Raw genomic sequence first — 17234 nt, 5'->3', positions numbered from 1 at the left:
CTTTGCCTCTTAAAAAAATGGGCAAAATAAAAAGCAGCTAACCCGAGAGTTCACTGCCTGTACTGCATTTGAGCATAGATTAGCTCAAAGCAATTGATCCTGTTGTATCTTCAAAGAAGGTAATTTCAACCGTTTCAGTTAATACATCTGCGTAGCTGTACGAAACACGTTCAAAAGCATTTTCATCCTGGTCAAGCTCAATGACGAAAACTGAAGGATAAGTTTCCGCTAATACGCCTGAACGTTCGATCGTCTTTCTGCGTCCGCCGTTGGCCTTTAGCATAAGTCTTTTTCCCAAGTTTGAATCAAGTGCTTTTTTGATATCCGATAATGTTTTTGGCATTCGGTCCACCTCACTACATAAAAGTATAACACGCTTACACACTTTAGTCAAACAAAAACATAAATTATAACAGTACTTAAATTTAAAAGTCAATATATTTTCGTCTTCTTTTTCTTCTAAATTTCTACATTTTTAGGGTGGCCGGTATTGCGGAAAATTATGTATGAAGAAATAAAAACGCCGGACGTATATAAATCAGTCCGACGAATTCTTCTTATATGGCATTCCGGTCCTTAATACTCCCTTTGTTTCAATGCCGCCTAATCCTTTATCCCCCGTCAGGGTATTTCTCAGCACATCCCATACATTAATCCGTTCCATGAAAGGGGTAAAGCTGATTTTTGCGACGATATAGACTGGATCAAGCGCGTGGATATTGACTCTTGATGGCGAACTGGCAAAATTGGCTCCTGCATGGATCAGCGACTCGAAATGAGACTGGCATGCACCCGCAAAGATGACGAGCTGGTCAAGATGGGGAATTCTCTTTCGTGCCTCCCTCACCGTCTGGACAAAATGCTTGGAATGGCGGTAGGCATTGATATCATCCATAGAGCCTTTCGACTTTGAATAGGCATCATGTCCGGTGATGACCAGTATATCCGGCCGATAATAATCAATCAGCATCCCGACCTTATCGGGCATTTCTTTTTCATTGCAATGAAACCCATAAACCGGAACCCCAACCTTTTCGTATAAGGTCAGGCACTTTTTTAAATAAATTGGATCTCCATCAATATGGAGAACCTTTCCAGGCATCTGAAAATAGTTATATGATTTGCTGTAACCCTCGGTCGACTCATATTCCTGTTTTTGCTGCAATAAATCAACATCCTGCCGGAATAGCTTATATGATTGTTCTTCAAGTGACCGGAATTCCTCTGTCAGCCTCATGCGCATCCCCGGATCGATTTTGATCAGGTCTTCATAGGGCGCATCCGCAATCAATCGGAAATCCTCACCATATAATATCGCAATTTTTTTCCCATTATTCTCTCTGATATCGATTACCCGGAACATAATATCGCATTGATGCGAAACCCTGCCGACGATATCCATGAGGTTAATATTCATCATCCTCACTCCAATTGCCCCGCACACAGGCTGCGCTAAGTGGTTTTCTTTCATAAAATATGCAAACACCTATAGACATGTGCTTTTTAGGCTCCGGAGTATCATCCAGGAAGCATATTCCTGAGTTCTGCTGATATATTCCTTAGATTCTGGATATATTCCTGACTCGCAGCGTTTTATTCCTGAAAAAACAAAATATATTCCTTAACTTCTTATTTTATTCCGAAACAGCAAAAAAGGCCTGGAGTCTCCAGACCTTTGACAGCTGTATTACGTACTGCTTTTCGAACACAATCCTAAGCTTTAATGAAAATATGGATACAGTGCATTACTCAATTGTGCGAATTCTTCAATCGTTAGAGTTTCCCCCCGGCGCGATTCTTCCACTCCTGCCTGTTGAAGCGCTGCTTGTATACTTTCTTTCTTCAGCTTTCCATCTGGGAGCTGGCTGGTCAGGTTATTCAGGATGGTCTTTCGTCTTTGGGCAAAACTTGACCTGGTGACATGGAAAAAGAAAGCTTCATCCGTCACTTTTACAGGCGGCTCATCATGCAATGTCAGCCGGATGACCGCAGAGTCGACATTTGGCTGCGGCATGAATACTGTTTTCGGAACAATCATCACGGTCTCTGCCTTCGTGTAATACTGGACAGCAATCGAAAGGGAACCGTATTCCTTTGTCCCCGGCTTGGCTGAAATCCTGTCTCCCACTTCTTTTTGAAGCATGCAGACGATTCCCCTGATCGGCAGTCTTTCCTCGAGCAGCTTCATAAGGATCGGTGTCGTCACATAATAAGGCAGGTTGGCAACGACCATCACATCTTTAAATTGGGCAAATTCTTGTTCCATGACTGCATGGACATCTGCTTTCAGGACATCACTATGGATGATTTTCACATTGGGATATGGCGAAAGGGTGTCCTCCAAAATCGGGAGGAGGCGCTGGTCAATCTCAAAAGCGACAACCTTTTCTGCTCTTTTCGCCAGCTGTTCGGTCAATGCGCCAATTCCAGGGCCAATTTCAATCGCGCCGCTTCCGTCCGTTAATTCTGCATGATCAACAATCCGGTTGAGGATATTGGTATCGATCAGAAAGTTCTGTCCCAGGCTCTTTTTAAAAGAAAAGCCGTACTTATCCAATATTTCTTTCGTTCTCACAGGGGTTGCAATATCTTTATGCATTTTGTTGTTCCTCCTTGAGGATCTCAGCCAGAGCATCTGCGAAATCCTGTCTTTTCACCTGAAACATCATCAGGCGCTTGTGGAGCTGCTTGCCGTTTGTATATCCGATCTTCAGCAGCCTTCCAAGCTTTTCCCGCCTCTCCTTGGAACCAGGGCCGCCAATCAGCCCGGCAACAAGCAAATCCTCCTGGGTGATTTCCTCGACTGCCTCTGCGTCCATGATCTGTGCATCCTTGAGTGCTTCACGGATCACTTCGGGAGCGGCATGCTCAACGCCCAGGCCTCTTCCAGACTTGGGCTTGGCCAATTCCTTTGGAATGAATGCATGCTTGCAGCCAGAAACCTGTTCTGAAATGGTCTTGCGAATTTTTTCACCAGGGAAATCCGGGTCGGTAAAAATAATGACTCCTCTTTTTTCATGGGCATTCCGGATCTTTTCAATTGTTTCTGCGTTTACGGCAGAACCATTCGTTTCAATAGTGTCCGCGTCGATGGCACGCCTGATCGCCGTTGTATCATCCTTGCCCTCGACTACAATGATTTCTTTTAATCTCATGTTTCCTCCGATACCTATATTGCTTACGCTGCTTCATTCAGCCAGCAGTAGACTTTTTAATTACACTTTTTTTAAAAAGAAAAAATTTCCTATGAAATAAATGAAACATTTTTGAAATATAATCGTCTATATAAGTGTAAAGTTTTTTAGGTGATATGCTTTTCTTATTATACCTTAAAGACTGTTTGAAAAAACAAAAATGCAGAGGAAGGTTCCCCTGCATCCGTTAATTAATTTAGGATTTTGATTTTGACTGTCTTACGTCCCCAGCGGTAGGCATCTGATTTTGATGCGAAGAAAACATCGATCTTGTTACCTCTAATCGCTGAGCCCTTGTCGGCAGCGATGGCATAGCCATAGCCTTCAACATATACTTTGGTTCCTAATGGAATGACGCTTGGATCTACTGCAATGACTCTGACATTTGGATTCGCCCTCAGGTTAATCCCTGTAGCAGTGTAGCCGGAGCAACCGTTACAGTTAGCAGTATAAGCTGTGGAGGAAACATAGAATTCCTTCCCTGCCGGTTCACTTGAGCCACGTGAAACTTGAGCAACGATGACCTTCGTTCCCATTGCCACGACTTTATCCTTTTTCTCTTTTAATGTCTTTTCTCTGACCAGTTTTCTTGATACTTCCTTGCCGTTTTCAAGGACGACTTCATATTCCTTGGAAAGCAAACCTTCCTGGCCTTCTGTCACAACTTCTTGTTTCCCTTTTTCCAGTTTGCTGTCCTTTTGCGTGACGACAGCATAGCTAATTGGTTCTTCAACTACATCGGTGACTTTTTCAACTCGAGTGACATTAATCACGGCATCTTTTGTGACTGTCTGCTTTAACGCAGGCTCAACACGGTCCATATCGTTCAGTGTGATTCCTTGCTGTGATAAAAAGTCAGCGACCGTAGTCGAAGTCGACCATACATCTTGCTCTTTTCCGCCTACTACGAGTTTAAGCGGGAAAGCTCTTTGAATGGCAATCTTCACATCTTGCTTTAACTTAGCGTCTGGGTTTGGGCTTAACTTGTCGTGTTCATTTATAACGATATTCTGTTCTTTCAGGAAATCTTCGACCGTATCGGCTGCTGTCCAATACTTCTTGGTCTCCTGGTCCTGTATTACTTCTACCTGTTTGGCCGGTTTCCACACGATTGATAGGTTATTCTTCACCTTGGTGTGTGCCGCCAGCGATAAATAATCCTCTGAGCGCAATGAGATATCGAGATCATTAAATATATCCTGGATAGTATTTGCGTGTGTTTTAATGACTCTTTCTTCGCCATCCAATGTCAATGCGACTGTCTTTTTGGTCCCTTCATACATGAAGATCCCAAGAGCAGCGGCAAAAACTAGGAAACTAGCAGAAAAAAGCACCAGTTTCTTCTTACTCAAAGTCTTGGAAAACAGGTTTTTCATGCTATTAATCACGATGAAAAACGCCTCCTCTTCTCGGAGTGATTATAAAGATATTGTTGCCGACTTGTCAACCCAGACACCCTTGCCCAAACGTAGTCCCTATTATGCAAGATGCACCATAAAAAGAAAAGCAAGAGTTATCGACACGGTTATCCTATGTCGCAAGTGAGACATGTAGAACTTTTTAGAATCAGAAAAGTTTTGGACAACCTTGCTGATAAATCGACAACATTCCCTATCACTTTATGCCGAATAATTTTTTTGCATTTTTGGCTGTTTCGCCTGCAACTTCTTCGAGAGTTAGCCCTTTCAATTCCGCAATTTGCTGTGCTACCAATTTTACATAGGCTGGTTCATTTCGTTTTCCGCGATATGGATGCGGAGTCAGGTAAGGGCAATCTGTTTCGACCAAAAGACGGTCCATTGGAATCGCCTCTGCCACTTCCTTCGGTTTCTTTGCATTTTTAAACGTAACCGGTCCGCCAAGTGATATATAGAAGTTCATATCAACGCATTCAAGTGCTGTTTCCACGCTGCCGCTGAAACAGTGCATGATCCCGCCAACTTCCCCGGCATTCTCTTCCTTTAAAATTTCCACTATGTCTGCTGTTGCGTCACGATTATGTATGATGATAGGAAGATTCACTTCTTTTGCAAGCCTGATTTGTTTGCGGAAGACCTCTTTCTGGATGTCCTTCGGTGACTTGTCCCAGTGATAATCAAGTCCCATTTCCCCGAGAGCGACGACTTTAGGGTGGCTCGCCAGTTCTTTCAGCCAAGCCAGATACTCCTCCGTCATATCGATCGCATCGACTGGATGCCATCCTACACTTGCATAAAGAAATTCATAGCTTTCTGCGAGCTCAATCGCTTTTTTGATTGTCACTTCATCGAACCCGACAACCACCATGTTGGTAACTCCTTCAGCAAGGGCCCGGTCAATGACATCCTGGAGATCTTCGTTGTATTGTTCCGCGTTTAAGTGTACATGTGTATCAAAAAGCATATTTAACTCCTTTACTGGCATTGCCTGCAGCTTTATACTAATCCAGCTCCCTGTTAGGGAGAATAGACCCGCTGCCATGTTCTTATTATTGTGATAAAGTTGTGTCGATATCATAACTTTTTTCCAATGTCCAGGTCAAATTTCTGGATTCGGTTTCATAAAAACCCGACAAGTGTCGGGAATGCTTGCTAACTGACTCTCTTATCTATCATAAATCACGCTATTTAAAAAATTGCCTTTTTAACACAAAAAACCTGAAAATGTTACACATGAAACATTTTCAGGTTCGTATGGTTTTATTTTATTTTCGCCCCGATAGCCAGTGAATCATCAACTGATGCCAGTGACATGACGCCATCTTTTTCACCTGCAAGGATCATTCCCTCGGAAAGCTCCCCGCGAAGTTTAACAGGCTTAAGGTTGGTCACACAAATCACTTTTTTGCCCACAAGGTCTTCCGGTTTGAAGTACTTTGCAATACCCGAAACGACCTGGCGTTTTTCATAGCCAAGATCCAATTGAAGCTTCAGCAGCTTATCAGCTTTTTTGACAGGCTCTGCGTGAATGACTTGTGCTACACGCAGTTCAACTTTCATGAAGTCATCAATCGTGATTTCTTCCTGCAATTCCGGCTTCTCTTCTTCCACAGGTGCCGCGGCAGGAGCAGATCCCTGCATTTTTTCCTTGATGAACTCCACTTCGTCCTTCAGTTCAAGACGAGGGAAAATCGGTTCACCTTGGACCACCTTGGTTCCTGCTGGTATCTGTCCGAACTCTTCAAGGCTTTCCCATGTCTGTAGTCCCTCGGAAGCAACATTCAGCTGAGCGAAGATTTTATCCGGAGTCCTTGTCAGGAATGGCTTTAACAGGATCGCCACTCTTCTTAAAGATTCAGCCAGGTGGACCATGACATCAGCCAGAGCCGCTTTCTTTTCTTCATCCTTCGCCAGCACCCATGGCTGTGTCTCATCGATGAATTTATTGCAGCGGCTGATCAGCTGCCAAACAGTCGTAAGCGCAACGGAAAACTCCATTTTCTCCATTGCCTCTTCGTATTTCAAGACAGTCTCCTTGTTCACTTCAAGCAGCTGCTTTTCAAATTCTCCTTCAGAACCATTGTATGCAGGAATTTCACCGTCGAAATACTTATTGATCATGGCAACAGTCCTGTTCAGCAGGTTTCCAAGGTCATTGGCAAGATCGAAATTGATTCTTTCGACAAAGCCTTCAGGCGTAAATACGCCATCAGAACCGAATGGAACCTCACGAAGCAAGTAGTAACGAAGAGCATCCAGGCCGTAGCGGTCAATCAGCGTGACAGGGTCCACTACATTCCCTTTGGATTTCGACATTTTTCCGTCCTTCATCAAAAGCCAGCCGTGGGCAAAAACCTTTTTAGGAAGCGGAAGATCAAGAGCCATCAGCATAATTGGCCAATAAATGGTGTGGAAGCGGACAATTTCCTTTCCGACAAGGTGGACATCCGCCGGCCAGTAGTTCAAGTACTTGGAATCATCATCAGTACCATAGCCCAGAGCTGTAATATAGTTCGATAACGCATCGATCCACACATAAATGACGTGCTTCGGATCCCCGGGAACCTTGATACCCCAGTCAAAAGTTGTCCTGGACACGGCCAAGTCTTCAAGTCCTGGCTTGATGAAGTTATTGATCATTTCATTTTTCCGTGATTCCGGCTGGATGAAGTCAGGATTCTCTTCATAGTATTTCAGAAGCCTGTCAGCGTACTTGCTCATCTTAAAGAAATAAGATTCTTCCTTTACCTTTTCAACAGGTCGGCCGCAGTCCGGGCAATTCCCATCCACAAGCTGTCTGTCAGTATAGAAGGATTCACACGGTGTGCAATACCAGCCTTCATATTGGTCAAGATATATATCCCCCTGCTCCAGAAGCTGAGCGAAGATTTTCTCAACGATTTGTTTATGACGGTCCTGGGTCGTACGGATAAAGTCGTTATAAGAAATATCCAGTTTGCCCCAGAGTTCCTGGATCCCATCAACAATTTCATCTACATATTGCTGCGGGGTAACACCCTTTGCCTCTGCATTCCGCTGAATCTTCTGACCGTGCTCATCCGTGCCTGTCAAATACATGACATCATAGCCGCGCAGTCTTTTATAGCGGGCCATCGCATCGCCAGCTACCGTTGTATAAGCATGTCCGATATGAAGATTTCCGCTTGGATAATAAATCGGTGTCGTAAGATAAAAGGTTTTCAGTTTCTCTTCCATGAAGATCCTCCTTAACTAATACTGCTAGTTCATTCTAATAGTAGTTATTATACCAGTTAATGCGTTGGGATTCATAACACTTTAACAATGGCCTTTTTCGTAATTTACATTGTTTTTACATACAACAGCTTCTGGATTTATTATTACTCCCGCATTTCCAGTTTGGAAGCCTGTATGAAAATAGCACCTGAGGCTTTATAACTAAGGTTGATGCACAAAAGCAACAATCCATGCGGAAACGGCTTAAGTAAATTTGCCGCTTACAACCGAAGAATATGTAGTGGCTAAAAGGAGAGCAGGCACCAAAATTATAAATAAACTCGAAATTTGTAAAAAAAATTACTGCTACGGACATTCTCCTCATAATGTTAACGTATTTTGTCATTAGCAGAATGCAGTTTGCTCTGTTTCTATCATTAAATTAAAAATCCCGCCTTATGATTCTGGCAGGAGATGAACTACTGTGAATTTTTACTTAATAAAATCATAACCAATTTCATTAATAGAATATACCTGATTAGAAAATAATGTACGGTGCTTTTCAAATATGACAAACTTGTGACTTTTTTGTCGAATAGATTGTAGAATTTTGTCGAAACATGCGCTTAATGTTATCGTCGAATAATATTTTCTCCTTTTATCCATTAGTAAAAATCCCTTCCCAGGTGTCTCCCCTCTAATACTACTTATCAGTAAACCTTGGTATGATAAGCTTCAAGCCCTGTGTAAAATTTTTCTAATAAAAGAAAAATAATTTAATTGACGGTAATTGGAATCACTGGTATTATAAAACCAATAAGAGAAAAATGTCGAAAAATGACGAATAAATATATGGGAAAATGAGAGGAGATTATAAAAAATGAAATCTACTGGTATCGTACGTAAAGTTGATGAGCTTGGCCGCGTGGTTATTCCAATCGAATTAAGAAGGACTCTTGGCATCGCAGAAAAGGATGCTTTGGAAATCTATGTTGACGATGACCGCATCATCCTGAAGAAGTACAAGCCAAACATGACTTGCCACATCACTGGTGAAGTATCTGACAACAACATCACATTGGCTGGCGGCAAGTTAATCCTTAGCCGTGAAGGTGCTGAACAGCTTCTTAAAGAAATCCAGGGAAGCTTCGAACCTGTAAAAGCTTAATATAAAATATAATCAAGGCCGTGGATAGCATCCACGGCCTTTTTACGTTTTCATTCTTCTATATGGTAAGCCTGGTAAACTTCCCGTTTTTGCAGACCCCGGTCCTTTGCTGTTTGCTTGATGGCATCTTTGGAATTCATATTTTCCTTTGAGATATAATGCTCCACATGTTCAGTCAAGCTAAGTTTTTCCCACCATTGATTTTCTTCAAGTTCAAGGGTATCTACAGACGCCCCCTCAATAATCAGTACGAATTCACCGCGCACTTCTTCCGTTTCAGTCCATGCAAGTGCTTCAGAAACAGTCCCTCTGAGGAACTCTTCATATTTCTTCGTTAATTCCCGGCAAAGAACAATTCGGCGGTCACCCAGACCATCCAGCATCAATGCCAGTGTCTCCTTCAATCTGTGTGGTGATTCATAAAGGATTATGGTGGCTGCCTGTTTTGCCAGCTGTTCGAGTTCCTTTCTTTTATCCTTTTTGCCTCTCTGGAGGAAACCGTAATAATAGAAAGGCTGCGGCTGGATCCCTGAAGCAATCAATGCGGTAAGGGCTGCGTTTGCTCCTGGCAGCGGGACGACCGTGAGCCCCTCGGCAATCGCCTCGGCCACAAGTTCCATACCAGGGTCTGATATAGTCGGCATTCCCGCATCGCTGACCAGCGCAATTTTGGCTCCGTCCTTCAGTTTCTCAACCAACTTATGCCCACTGCTTTCCTTATTATGTTCATGATAGCTGGTAACGGGCGTTTCAATCTCAAAGTAATTGCACAGCTTTTTTGTATTTCTTGTATCTTCCGCGGCAATCAAATCCGCTTCCTTCATCATCCTGATCGCCCTGAAGGTCATGTCCTCCAGGTTTCCGATTGGCGTAGGCACCAGATACAGGATTCCTTTTTCATTCTCGCGTTCAAAACTTTTTTGCTGCTGCATTTTTAAACCACCCGTTCCTCTTTTACTTAGGCTGTTTTCGTAATGAATGTTGTTAAAATCCTAAAGCCGATTTTAACGTATTATAAGGCGTTTTGCTGGTCGGTAAATAGTTTGCAAGCTCTTTTCCCGTCTAAATCGTCCATTTAGCTAAGTTACCTAGGTCCTTCAATGCAATTTTGCAGCAAATGGCAACAAAGTTCCAGAAAAGAGCCTTTACTTATTTGCTTCCATATAACATCTCTTTGATCACTGGGGTATATTCATTATTTTCATCATAGACCGTTAACGGCTCAAGAATCTTAAGGTCAGGGCTGCCATCCTTTATGGCTTCTACCAGCAGCGTATTCGCTTCCTTCCCTGCCTTTGGATAGACAAACTGGATCCGCTTGGGCTCAAGCCGGTATTTCCGCATAAGCTCAATGATGTCAATCAGCCTTCCCGGACGGTGGACAAATGCAACCTTCCCACCCTGTTTGACCAGCTGGCTTGCCGACCGAATCGCATCCTCGAGCGTGCAAAGAATCTCATGGCGCGCAATCGCCAGGTGTTCATTCACATTGATCTCTTCCTTGGACGGGGTCGGAAAATATGGCGGATTGCAGGTTACAACATCGTACTTCTCAAAGCCAAGCTGTTTTGGAGCATCCTTTAAGTCCCCATGAACCATATGGAGACGGTCATTTAATTGATTGTATTCAATGCTGCGGATGGCCATATCGTACAATCGTTCCTGGATTTCGACTCCGGTGATTGTCCCTTTCGTCCTCGCACTTAAAAACAAGGGAATCACCCCATTGCCACTGCATAGGTCGACGATCTTCCCTTTTTGGATCGGCACCCATACAAATCTCGCAAGCAGGACAGCATCCAGGGAAAAAGAAAATACATTCGGGCTCTGGATAATCCGCAAATCCTCCGCAAGCAAATAATCCAGTCGTTCATCTTCTCGTAAGTTTACCATTTGTTGTGTTCCTCCAAAACGAACTTATAAAAATAGCCTTCCCTATAAAGGAAGGCTGCCAATTACTTTTTATTAAGAAAGGACAGGCAGAACAAGCAATCCTCTTTTCGCGGGCTGCCAAAATGCAGATTGCAGATGTGGAAGCCTTCCTGGTACAGGCGGGCAAGATTGTCATAGCCTTCACCGATGTCGACTACGTTTTTATCAGCCTGTGCCTGATTGCTGTTTTCCTTGCCGCTTTTCTTAATGGTTGGATCTTTTTTACCAATGGTTTGATCCAGACGGCGTCTTATATGCTCATTTTCCAGCTTTAGTGCATTATTCTCTTCCAGAATCTCTGCCAAATGCTGTTTTAACTCACCAAGCTGACGGTATAAATCACCGATCTGCGCTTCCATATTACTTACTGAGTCAAAGATATCTTTTTTATCCACCTGTTCCACCTCATTAATCTGTGGATGATTGCAACGATACAGCTCCTGCTTCCTGAATTTCCTCAAGTGTATATTCCAGAACGCGTTCCTGTCCTGGGATATCAACTTGCATGACTCGTTCCAGGATGTTCAATCCGACGACTTTCCCTCGTCCATCCGGCGTCAAGATTGTTTCACCAATGTCTGGCAGCTGCTCTTTCGCTGTTTCATATTCGTCGTTCTCATATTTCAAACAGCACATCAGCCTGCCGCAAAGACCGGAAATCTTTGTTGGATTGAGCGAGAGGTTTTGATCCTTGGCCATCTTGATTGAAACAGGTTCAAAGTCTCCCAGGTACGTAGAGCAGCAAAGCATCCTTCCGCATGGCCCTATACCGCCAAGCATTTTTGCTTCATCCCTGACACCAATCTGGCGAAGCTCGATCCTTGTCCGGAAGATGGATGCCAAATCCTTGACCAATTCCCGGAAATCAACTCGGCCGTCAGCCGTGAAGTAAAAAATGACTTTGTTGCGGTCAAATGTATATTCAACATCAACAAGCTTCATATCAAGCTGATGTTCGTTCACTTTTTCACTGCAAACATCGTATGCTTCCTTTGCAGCTGTTTTGTTCTCCTCGACAATGAGACGATCCTTCTGATCTGCAATTCTGACGACCTTTTTCAGAGGCAGGACCACATCATTTTCGCCGACTTGCTTTCGGGGAATGACCACTCTGCCGTACTCAACGCCCCTTACAGTTTCGACAATGACGAATTCGTCCTTTTGAATTGAGAGATCGCCGGGATCAAAATAATAAATCTTCCCCGCTTTCTTGAAGCGGACACCTACTACATCATACAAGTGTAGATCCCTCCTGCAATTTTAACACCAGCTCTTCCATGAGCAGCTGGGGATTCATATTGGCATGCAGCTTCCTCTTCGCCTCCAGAATGGCTGCCATTTGTTCGGTAAGACGCCGTCCGGATGTCTGTAGTGCAAACTGTTCTAAACGTGAGCTTTCGTTTAGATACACAACCTGGTCCTTCTTGCCAAGCTGAATGTATAGTAAATCCTTAAATATAAGAAGTAATAAATCCAAACCACGATCGATTTGTTCTTTCTCTTTAAAGTGCGTGAACCAGTTCTCCTGAAGCGCGACCATAGCTTCAAGCGAATTCTTCTTCAGCACTTCATATAATTTTAACACTATTTTTTGTGCTTGTGCAAACCAATCATTACTACTTATCTCTAAAGCTTCTTCCAAATTATTCGTCAGCTGTGCCAGCAGCGGGGCTGTATGCGGGTGGACCCCGTTTGCTATCAATTGTTCTGTCATATTTTTAGGAGATAATGGCGTAAAATTGATCATCTGGCATCTGGATAAGATGGTCGGAAGCATTTGCTGTGCCTGCTCGGTGATCAACACAGCAACAGTCCCTGCATGGGGTTCCTCGAGGAACTTCAGCAAACTGTTCGCCGCATTAGTCGTCATCCGGTCAGCATGGACAATCGTGTAAAGCTTGTTCTTCGACTCAACCCCTGTTTTCGAAAACTCCTCCTGCAGCAGCTGAATCTGCCCTTTCTTGATCGAAAGGCCATCAGGCTCTACAAGATGGATATCCGGATGGTTCCCATGGTTGATCCTTTTGCAGTTCAAACAGTTTTCGCAAGGTTTATAGCCATCCACCGGCGCCTGGCAATTGATGCTCTTGGCAAGGAGTATACTTATCTCCTTTTTGCCGGTGCCCCTCATTCCCTCAAATAAATAGGCATGGGCGACCCGATTTTTCTGGATGCTGTTTTTTATCATCTTCAAAACATTGGGCTGGAGTCTCTCCAGCTCGTCCCATGTCTTTGCCAAGGCGATCACTCACTTACGTATATAAATTGATCAACAGGCCTTTGACTTCCCCAATCTTGCCGAGGATATCAATCTGTTCATCCTTTTTCTTCATCAGCTCATCCGTCAACTCGACCAGCTTATCATCAATCGTTTCCACGACCTTCAAAGACCTGCCTTCGCCAAATTGGTTCCAGCTATGCGAGTGCTTGAGCTCCATTCCGAAATTGACTGCTTCTTTAACGAATTGCTTCACCAGCGTCTTGAACTTGGCAAGGTCCTTGAAAGTCCTGGACCGTGCCAGCCGCTCGCCGGCAGATTCCACTTCCTTCATTAATTGCTGGAGCTGTCCGATTTGCAATTTATGTTCCTGTTTCTCCACAAGTGCATTGAATTTGATGCCGCTGCCAGGCTGCTGTTTCTGGTCCTGGCGCACTTTATCTATGTTAAGGCGCATATCCTGATTAATTTTCATTTGGTGCTAACCTCCGGGCATTTCCCGTTAAAATTGATGAAACTGCTCGACAGGCAATACGAAAACAGTCGCACCGCCAACTTCGACCTCGACAGGGTATGGAACATATGAATCTGCATTCCCTCCCATAGGTGAGACAGGTGCCACAAGCTGGTCACGAGACTTACAGTTGTCCCTGATGACCTCCAATGCCTTATCCACTCTGATGTCTTCTGTTCCTATGATAAACGTGGTATTCCCTGATTTCAGGAATCCACCTGTACTGGCCATCTTTGTTGCACGGAAATTATGGTCGACCAGCGCATTTGAAAGGCGGTTGCTATCCTGGTCTTGAACCACTGCTAAAATTAATTTCATTCGTTTACCCCCTGAATTTTTTTATTGGCATGAAATTTTGCTTCCGTAACAGTTGTATCCTTATTATAACAGGATTCCTGGGACAACACATGATATAAACGTAAAATTCCATTCGCTTCCAGAAAAGAGGGTGCCTAAATTGCCCCCATTCCTTAAAGACAACTCTTTATTCGCAAATTTTAATACATAGTTCGCTAAAAAAACTTTTTATTCGCTAGTAAACAGTGTTCATTTGCAAAAAGCAGCCCTTTATTCGCAGACTGGAAATTTACTTCTATCTTTACCAGATAAAAAACAAGCCTGACAGAGGACAGGCTTGTTCATGGAATCTACATTTTCAATATTTCTTTAATTTTCTCTTCAGCTTGTACGTAAACCTCTTCCAATTCCTTTGAAGCATCAATCGTGACAATCCTCTCCGGGAATCGCTCGGCAATCATCGTATAGCCTTCCCTTACCTTTTGGTGGAACTCCAGCTTTTCTAAATCGAGACGATTCACTTCACGGCCCTTATTTTTATTGATCCTTTCAAGCCCCACTTCTGGTGCTACATCAAAATACAGTGTCATTTTGGGCATCATGCTTTCAATCGCAAACTGGTTGATTGAATAGACCTCGTCAATACCCAAGCCTCGGGCATGGCCCTGATACGCCAGTGAACTATCGACAAATCGGTCACATAAAACAATTTTCCCTCTTTCCAGCGCTGGCTTGACCTTTTCGGCAAGATGCTGCCTTCTGGCTGCCGCATATAAAAGGGCTTCTGTACGCGGATCCATTGCGGTGTTTTTCGGATCGAGGATGACTTGCCTGATTTGTTCCGCAATCTCTATTCCACCAGGTTCACGTGTCGCGACAATCTCATATCCTTCCTTTTCAAGCTTCTCCGCCAGCATCTGAATGATGGTCGTTTTTCCCGAACCATCCGGCCCTTCGACTGTAATGAATATACCCTTGTCCATCTATATCCTCCAACTCTGAAACACTTTTATTTTACCAGCATGCAAATACTCTCCGCCCTGGATTTTCGCTTCTTTTCTTATTAAATATAAGATCATTTGAATGTCTTCTTCAGTGATGCATTCCCCTGGCAGGCAAATGGGAATCCCCGGCGGATACGGAATGATCTGTTCCGCACAAACCCTGCCAGCCGCCTCTTCCAGTGGTATAGGCTCACATAGCTGATTCTCCATCTCTTTATAGCTTGCTGCCAGTGTGGAAATTCCTTTATCCGTTAGTTTCGATTCCGGGTGACTGACTCTTCTTGGAATGTTGCTGACAACCTCTTTAATCTTATCAGCAGCTTCCTGCAGGTAATGTGCCATATTCTTTTTAAGTAAAGGCAGAACGAGCAGGACATTATGTGGGTCAGCCAATTCTGTAAAAATCCCTTTTGCTTCAAGTCTAGTTTGCAGCTCGAAGCCTGACCAGGATTGAATGGTTAACTTTAGCGGGTCATCCCCTGACAAAATCCGAATTGTTTCCAGGTGCTCGAGGCTTACCCGGAATTTTTGCAATTCTGCTTTCAAATAAGTCAGATCCGCCTGATTATAGGTACCCAGATAGCTCCGGGCCAAATCCAGCGATGCCATCAATGGATAGGAAGGACTGCTTGATTGCAGCGCCTGCAGGTAAAACTCCAGCTTGCTCATCGCTACCCGTTCTGTCTGAAAATGAAGGAACGCCCCCATGGTCATGGCCGGAAGTGTCTTATGTGCCGATTGCACAACAAGATCAGCACCAAGCTCAACCGCTGACTTCGGGAAATAGTCCCCTGCGATAAAATGCACGCCATGTGCCTCATCCACCAATACAGGAATCCGATAACGATGCGCCAAGTCAATGATGCTTTTAAGATCATACGTTAATCCATAATAATTTGGGTATGTCAGAATGAGTGCCTTTGCCCCGGGATACTGCTGGATTGCCGATTCTACAGCCTCCAAACTCAGTCCTGCAGCGACAGCATAGTCCTCATGATACTCCGGACTGATGAAAACTGGCCTCGCTTTAGCGAGCCTGAGTGCATTCATGATTGATTTATGCGAATTGCGCTGAACCAGCACAACATCATCTTCATTAACCGCGGCAAGAATCATCGCCAGGTTCCCGATAGTCGATCCATTTACTAAAAAAAAGCTTTTTTCCGTTTTATATAAGTCCGTGAGCAACTCTTCAGCCTCTAAAATAACTCCCTCGGGAGTATGAAAATCATCCAGTCCGGTTATTTCAGTGGCATCCAGTTTTAGAATATCTTTAAAAAAGCTTTGTCCCTTCTCGGAAATAACAGTCCCATTTTTATGGCCCGGTACATGGAAGGACAGCGGTTCCCCTTCAGCATGCCCCACCAATCGGGAATACAAGGGGGTCTTCGATTGATCCATATTCTCACCTTTATTGTCATTTTCACACCTATCTATTCTAACACTGATTCATGGCAAAAAAAATAAAAGCCCGAAATGGACTTTTAACTGTAAATACCTGGTTTAGTTACTTTCCTTAATTTCTCCACGTAATATTTATATTGAGGATCACTCGTATCTGTCTTAATCATGATGCTCTCACAGTCTGTGCAAATAAATGAAGTATACAGGTGTATGCCAGCTGTTTTCGTCTGTTCGCAAACCACACACGTCTCCCCGATTTGATTCTTAGCTAAAAGCGAACCCAAATTCTCCACCTCCGTACACCTATTGTTGCCAGGAGCCCAATTTTGTATACAATTTTCCGAATAATATTTCAGGAAGTTTAATTGTTTTATATTTTATGATTGTCATTCGATTTCCTTGTATGTCTTATAACAATTTAGGTTGGTTTATTATTTAATTAAGCCGTTCACGGGGGAATTGCACTTGTTTTTATCGAAATATAAGCGTTAGGACTTAGATTGATGATATTAGACCAACATTTTGAGATATTCCTTCAAAAATATTCATGAGAAGTTAAGATTTTAATGTAATAGAGTGCCTAAGAATAGTCTATGAGGATCCATTCTGAATTTTATTGGCGATTTTTTGATTTTATCGACCACATTTTCGAATTTATCGGCGGATTTACAAATATATCGGCCAAATCCAGAGATATATCAACCACTTTGCCAAAGATATCAACCAACCTGGCTAAACGGAAAAATTCTGCTGCTCATGAAAATTGATCAAAACACAAAAAAAGAACAGCCATTCAGCTGTTCTTTCGTGTGCCCGGCGGCGTCCTACTCTCACAGGGGGAAACCCCCAACTACCATCGGCGCTGAGAAGCTTAACTTCCGTGTTCGGTA

Annotated in this window: 18 protein-coding genes and 1 rRNA gene; 1 reads left to right on the top strand and 18 read right to left on the bottom strand. The window is 43.5% G+C overall.

From position 1 onward, the window contains the following. Positions 1-79 precede the first annotated feature (79 nt). From veg to metG, 7 genes are all read right to left on the bottom strand, one after another. Positions 80-343, bottom strand: a complete 264-nt coding sequence (gene veg / locus M3593_RS22540; protein ID WP_023613322.1) for a biofilm formation stimulator Veg — start codon at positions 341-343, stop codon at positions 80-82. Between the two features lie 195 nt (positions 344-538). After that, positions 539-1417, bottom strand: a complete 879-nt coding sequence (gene yabG / locus M3593_RS22535; protein ID WP_144481352.1) for a sporulation peptidase YabG — start codon at positions 1415-1417, stop codon at positions 539-541. Positions 1418-1720: 303 nt separating this feature from the next. Further along, positions 1721-2599, bottom strand: coding sequence for a 16S rRNA (adenine(1518)-N(6)/adenine(1519)-N(6))-dimethyltransferase RsmA (gene rsmA / locus M3593_RS22530; protein ID WP_251544907.1), 879 nt, complete (start codon positions 2597-2599; stop codon positions 1721-1723). After that, the gene (gene rnmV / locus M3593_RS22525) at positions 2592-3155 is read right to left on the bottom strand and encodes a ribonuclease M5 (RefSeq protein WP_251544908.1); all 564 of its coding nucleotides are present in this window, start codon (positions 3153-3155) and stop codon (positions 2592-2594) included. The genes rsmA and rnmV overlap by 8 nt, the downstream gene beginning before the upstream one ends. A 230-nt stretch (positions 3156-3385) precedes the next feature. After that, the gene (locus tag M3593_RS22520) at positions 3386-4570 is read right to left on the bottom strand and encodes a resuscitation-promoting factor (protein ID WP_251544918.1); all 1185 of its coding nucleotides are present in this window, start codon (positions 4568-4570) and stop codon (positions 3386-3388) included. Between the two features lie 238 nt (positions 4571-4808). Next, entirely contained in the window at positions 4809-5576 is a 768-nt protein-coding gene (locus M3593_RS22515) for a TatD family hydrolase (protein WP_251544909.1), read from the bottom strand. A gap of 296 nt (positions 5577-5872) precedes the next feature. After that, positions 5873-7828, bottom strand: coding sequence for a methionine--tRNA ligase (gene metG, locus M3593_RS22510; RefSeq protein ID WP_251544910.1), 1956 nt, complete (start codon positions 7826-7828; stop codon positions 5873-5875). An 859-nt stretch (positions 7829-8687) separates the two neighbouring features. Between metG and M3593_RS22505 the strand changes: the two genes are divergently transcribed. Continuing rightward, positions 8688-8975 (top strand): transition state genes transcriptional regulator AbrB, encoded by a 288-nt coding sequence (locus M3593_RS22505; protein ID WP_079504177.1) that lies wholly within the window; start codon positions 8688-8690, stop codon positions 8973-8975. A gap of 50 nt (positions 8976-9025) precedes the next feature. On the opposite strand, the gene rsmI is transcribed toward M3593_RS22505, so the two are convergent. The 11 genes from rsmI to rrf form a co-directional block, all read right to left on the bottom strand. Continuing rightward, positions 9026-9907 carry a 16S rRNA (cytidine(1402)-2'-O)-methyltransferase gene (rsmI, locus tag M3593_RS22500; protein ID WP_251544911.1) on the bottom strand — a complete coding sequence of 294 codons (882 nt, stop codon included), beginning with the start codon at positions 9905-9907 and terminating at the stop codon, positions 9026-9028. 217 nt (positions 9908-10124) lie between these two features. Continuing rightward, a complete protein-coding gene (locus M3593_RS22495; protein WP_144481333.1) occupies positions 10125-10868 on the bottom strand; it encodes a tRNA1(Val) (adenine(37)-N6)-methyltransferase in 744 nt (247 codons plus the stop codon). 62 nt (positions 10869-10930) lie between these two features. Continuing rightward, entirely contained in the window at positions 10931-11302 is a 372-nt protein-coding gene (gene yabA / locus M3593_RS22490) for a DNA replication initiation control protein YabA (protein WP_144481332.1), read from the bottom strand. 13 nt (positions 11303-11315) lie between these two features. Then, positions 11316-12146: a PSP1 domain-containing protein gene (locus M3593_RS22485; RefSeq protein WP_144481331.1), complete on the bottom strand. Its 831-nt coding sequence runs from the start codon at positions 12144-12146 to the stop codon at positions 11316-11318. Further along, positions 12139-13146, bottom strand: a complete 1008-nt coding sequence (holB, locus tag M3593_RS22480) for a DNA polymerase III subunit delta' (protein WP_251544912.1) — start codon at positions 13144-13146, stop codon at positions 12139-12141. The genes M3593_RS22485 and holB overlap by 8 nt, the downstream gene beginning before the upstream one ends. Before the next feature lie 13 nt (positions 13147-13159). After that, positions 13160-13600 carry a YaaR family protein gene (locus tag M3593_RS22475; protein ID WP_251544913.1) on the bottom strand — a complete coding sequence of 147 codons (441 nt, stop codon included), beginning with the start codon at positions 13598-13600 and terminating at the stop codon, positions 13160-13162. Between the two features lie 27 nt (positions 13601-13627). Then, positions 13628-13957 carry a cyclic-di-AMP receptor gene (locus M3593_RS22470; RefSeq protein ID WP_079504170.1) on the bottom strand — a complete coding sequence of 110 codons (330 nt, stop codon included), beginning with the start codon at positions 13955-13957 and terminating at the stop codon, positions 13628-13630. Positions 13958-14286: 329 nt separating this feature from the next. Further along, a complete protein-coding gene (tmk, locus tag M3593_RS22465) occupies positions 14287-14919 on the bottom strand; it encodes a dTMP kinase (protein ID WP_144481328.1) in 633 nt (210 codons plus the stop codon). Beyond that, positions 14920-16341, bottom strand: coding sequence for an aminotransferase class I/II-fold pyridoxal phosphate-dependent enzyme (locus tag M3593_RS22460; protein WP_251544914.1), 1422 nt, complete (start codon positions 16339-16341; stop codon positions 14920-14922). 83 nt (positions 16342-16424) lie between these two features. Further along, entirely contained in the window at positions 16425-16586 is a 162-nt protein-coding gene (locus M3593_RS22455; protein WP_395883838.1) for a sigma factor G inhibitor Gin, read from the bottom strand. 569 nt (positions 16587-17155) lie between these two features. Next, a 5S ribosomal RNA gene (gene rrf / locus M3593_RS24405) occupies positions 17156-17234 on the bottom strand; the annotation flags it as partial.

It is taken from the genome of Mesobacillus sp. MER 48 (genome assembly GCF_023714225.1).
Classification (GTDB): Bacteria; Bacillota; Bacilli; order Bacillales; family Cytobacillaceae; genus Mesobacillus; species Mesobacillus oceanisediminis_A.
This window is presented reverse-complemented; position numbering and strand designations above follow the sequence as displayed.

What these genes read in the sequence shown, in the direction of transcription:
- tmk (WP_144481328.1), bottom strand. Translation starts at nt 14,919, where the DNA reads ATGGACAAGGGTATATTCATTACAGTCGAAGGGCCGGATGGTTCGGGA.
- rsmA (WP_251544907.1), bottom strand. Translation starts at nt 2,599, where the DNA reads ATGCATAAAGATATTGCAACCCCTGTGAGAACGAAAGAAATATTGGAT.
- veg (WP_023613322.1), bottom strand. Translation starts at nt 343, where the DNA reads ATGCCAAAAACATTATCGGATATCAAAAAAGCACTTGATTCAAACTTG.
- M3593_RS22505 (WP_079504177.1), top strand. Translation starts at nt 8,688, where the DNA reads ATGAAATCTACTGGTATCGTACGTAAAGTTGATGAGCTTGGCCGCGTG.
- M3593_RS22520 (WP_251544918.1), bottom strand. Translation starts at nt 4,570, where the DNA reads ATGAAAAACCTGTTTTCCAAGACTTTGAGTAAGAAGAAACTGGTGCTT.
- M3593_RS22460 (WP_251544914.1), bottom strand. Translation starts at nt 16,341, where the DNA reads ATGGATCAATCGAAGACCCCCTTGTATTCCCGATTGGTGGGGCATGCT.
- M3593_RS22495 (WP_144481333.1), bottom strand. Translation starts at nt 10,868, where the DNA reads ATGGTAAACTTACGAGAAGATGAACGACTGGATTATTTGCTTGCGGAG.
- rsmI (WP_251544911.1), bottom strand. Translation starts at nt 9,907, where the DNA reads ATGCAGCAGCAAAAAAGTTTTGAACGCGAGAATGAAAAAGGAATCCTG.
- M3593_RS22515 (WP_251544909.1), bottom strand. Translation starts at nt 5,576, where the DNA reads ATGCTTTTTGATACACATGTACACTTAAACGCGGAACAATACAACGAA.
- M3593_RS22475 (WP_251544913.1), bottom strand. Translation starts at nt 13,600, where the DNA reads ATGAAAATTAATCAGGATATGCGCCTTAACATAGATAAAGTGCGCCAG.
- metG (WP_251544910.1), bottom strand. Translation starts at nt 7,828, where the DNA reads ATGGAAGAGAAACTGAAAACCTTTTATCTTACGACACCGATTTATTAT.
- rnmV (WP_251544908.1), bottom strand. Translation starts at nt 3,155, where the DNA reads ATGAGATTAAAAGAAATCATTGTAGTCGAGGGCAAGGATGATACAACG.
- yabG (WP_144481352.1), bottom strand. Translation starts at nt 1,417, where the DNA reads ATGAATATTAACCTCATGGATATCGTCGGCAGGGTTTCGCATCAATGC.
- M3593_RS22470 (WP_079504170.1), bottom strand. Translation starts at nt 13,957, where the DNA reads ATGAAATTAATTTTAGCAGTGGTTCAAGACCAGGATAGCAACCGCCTT.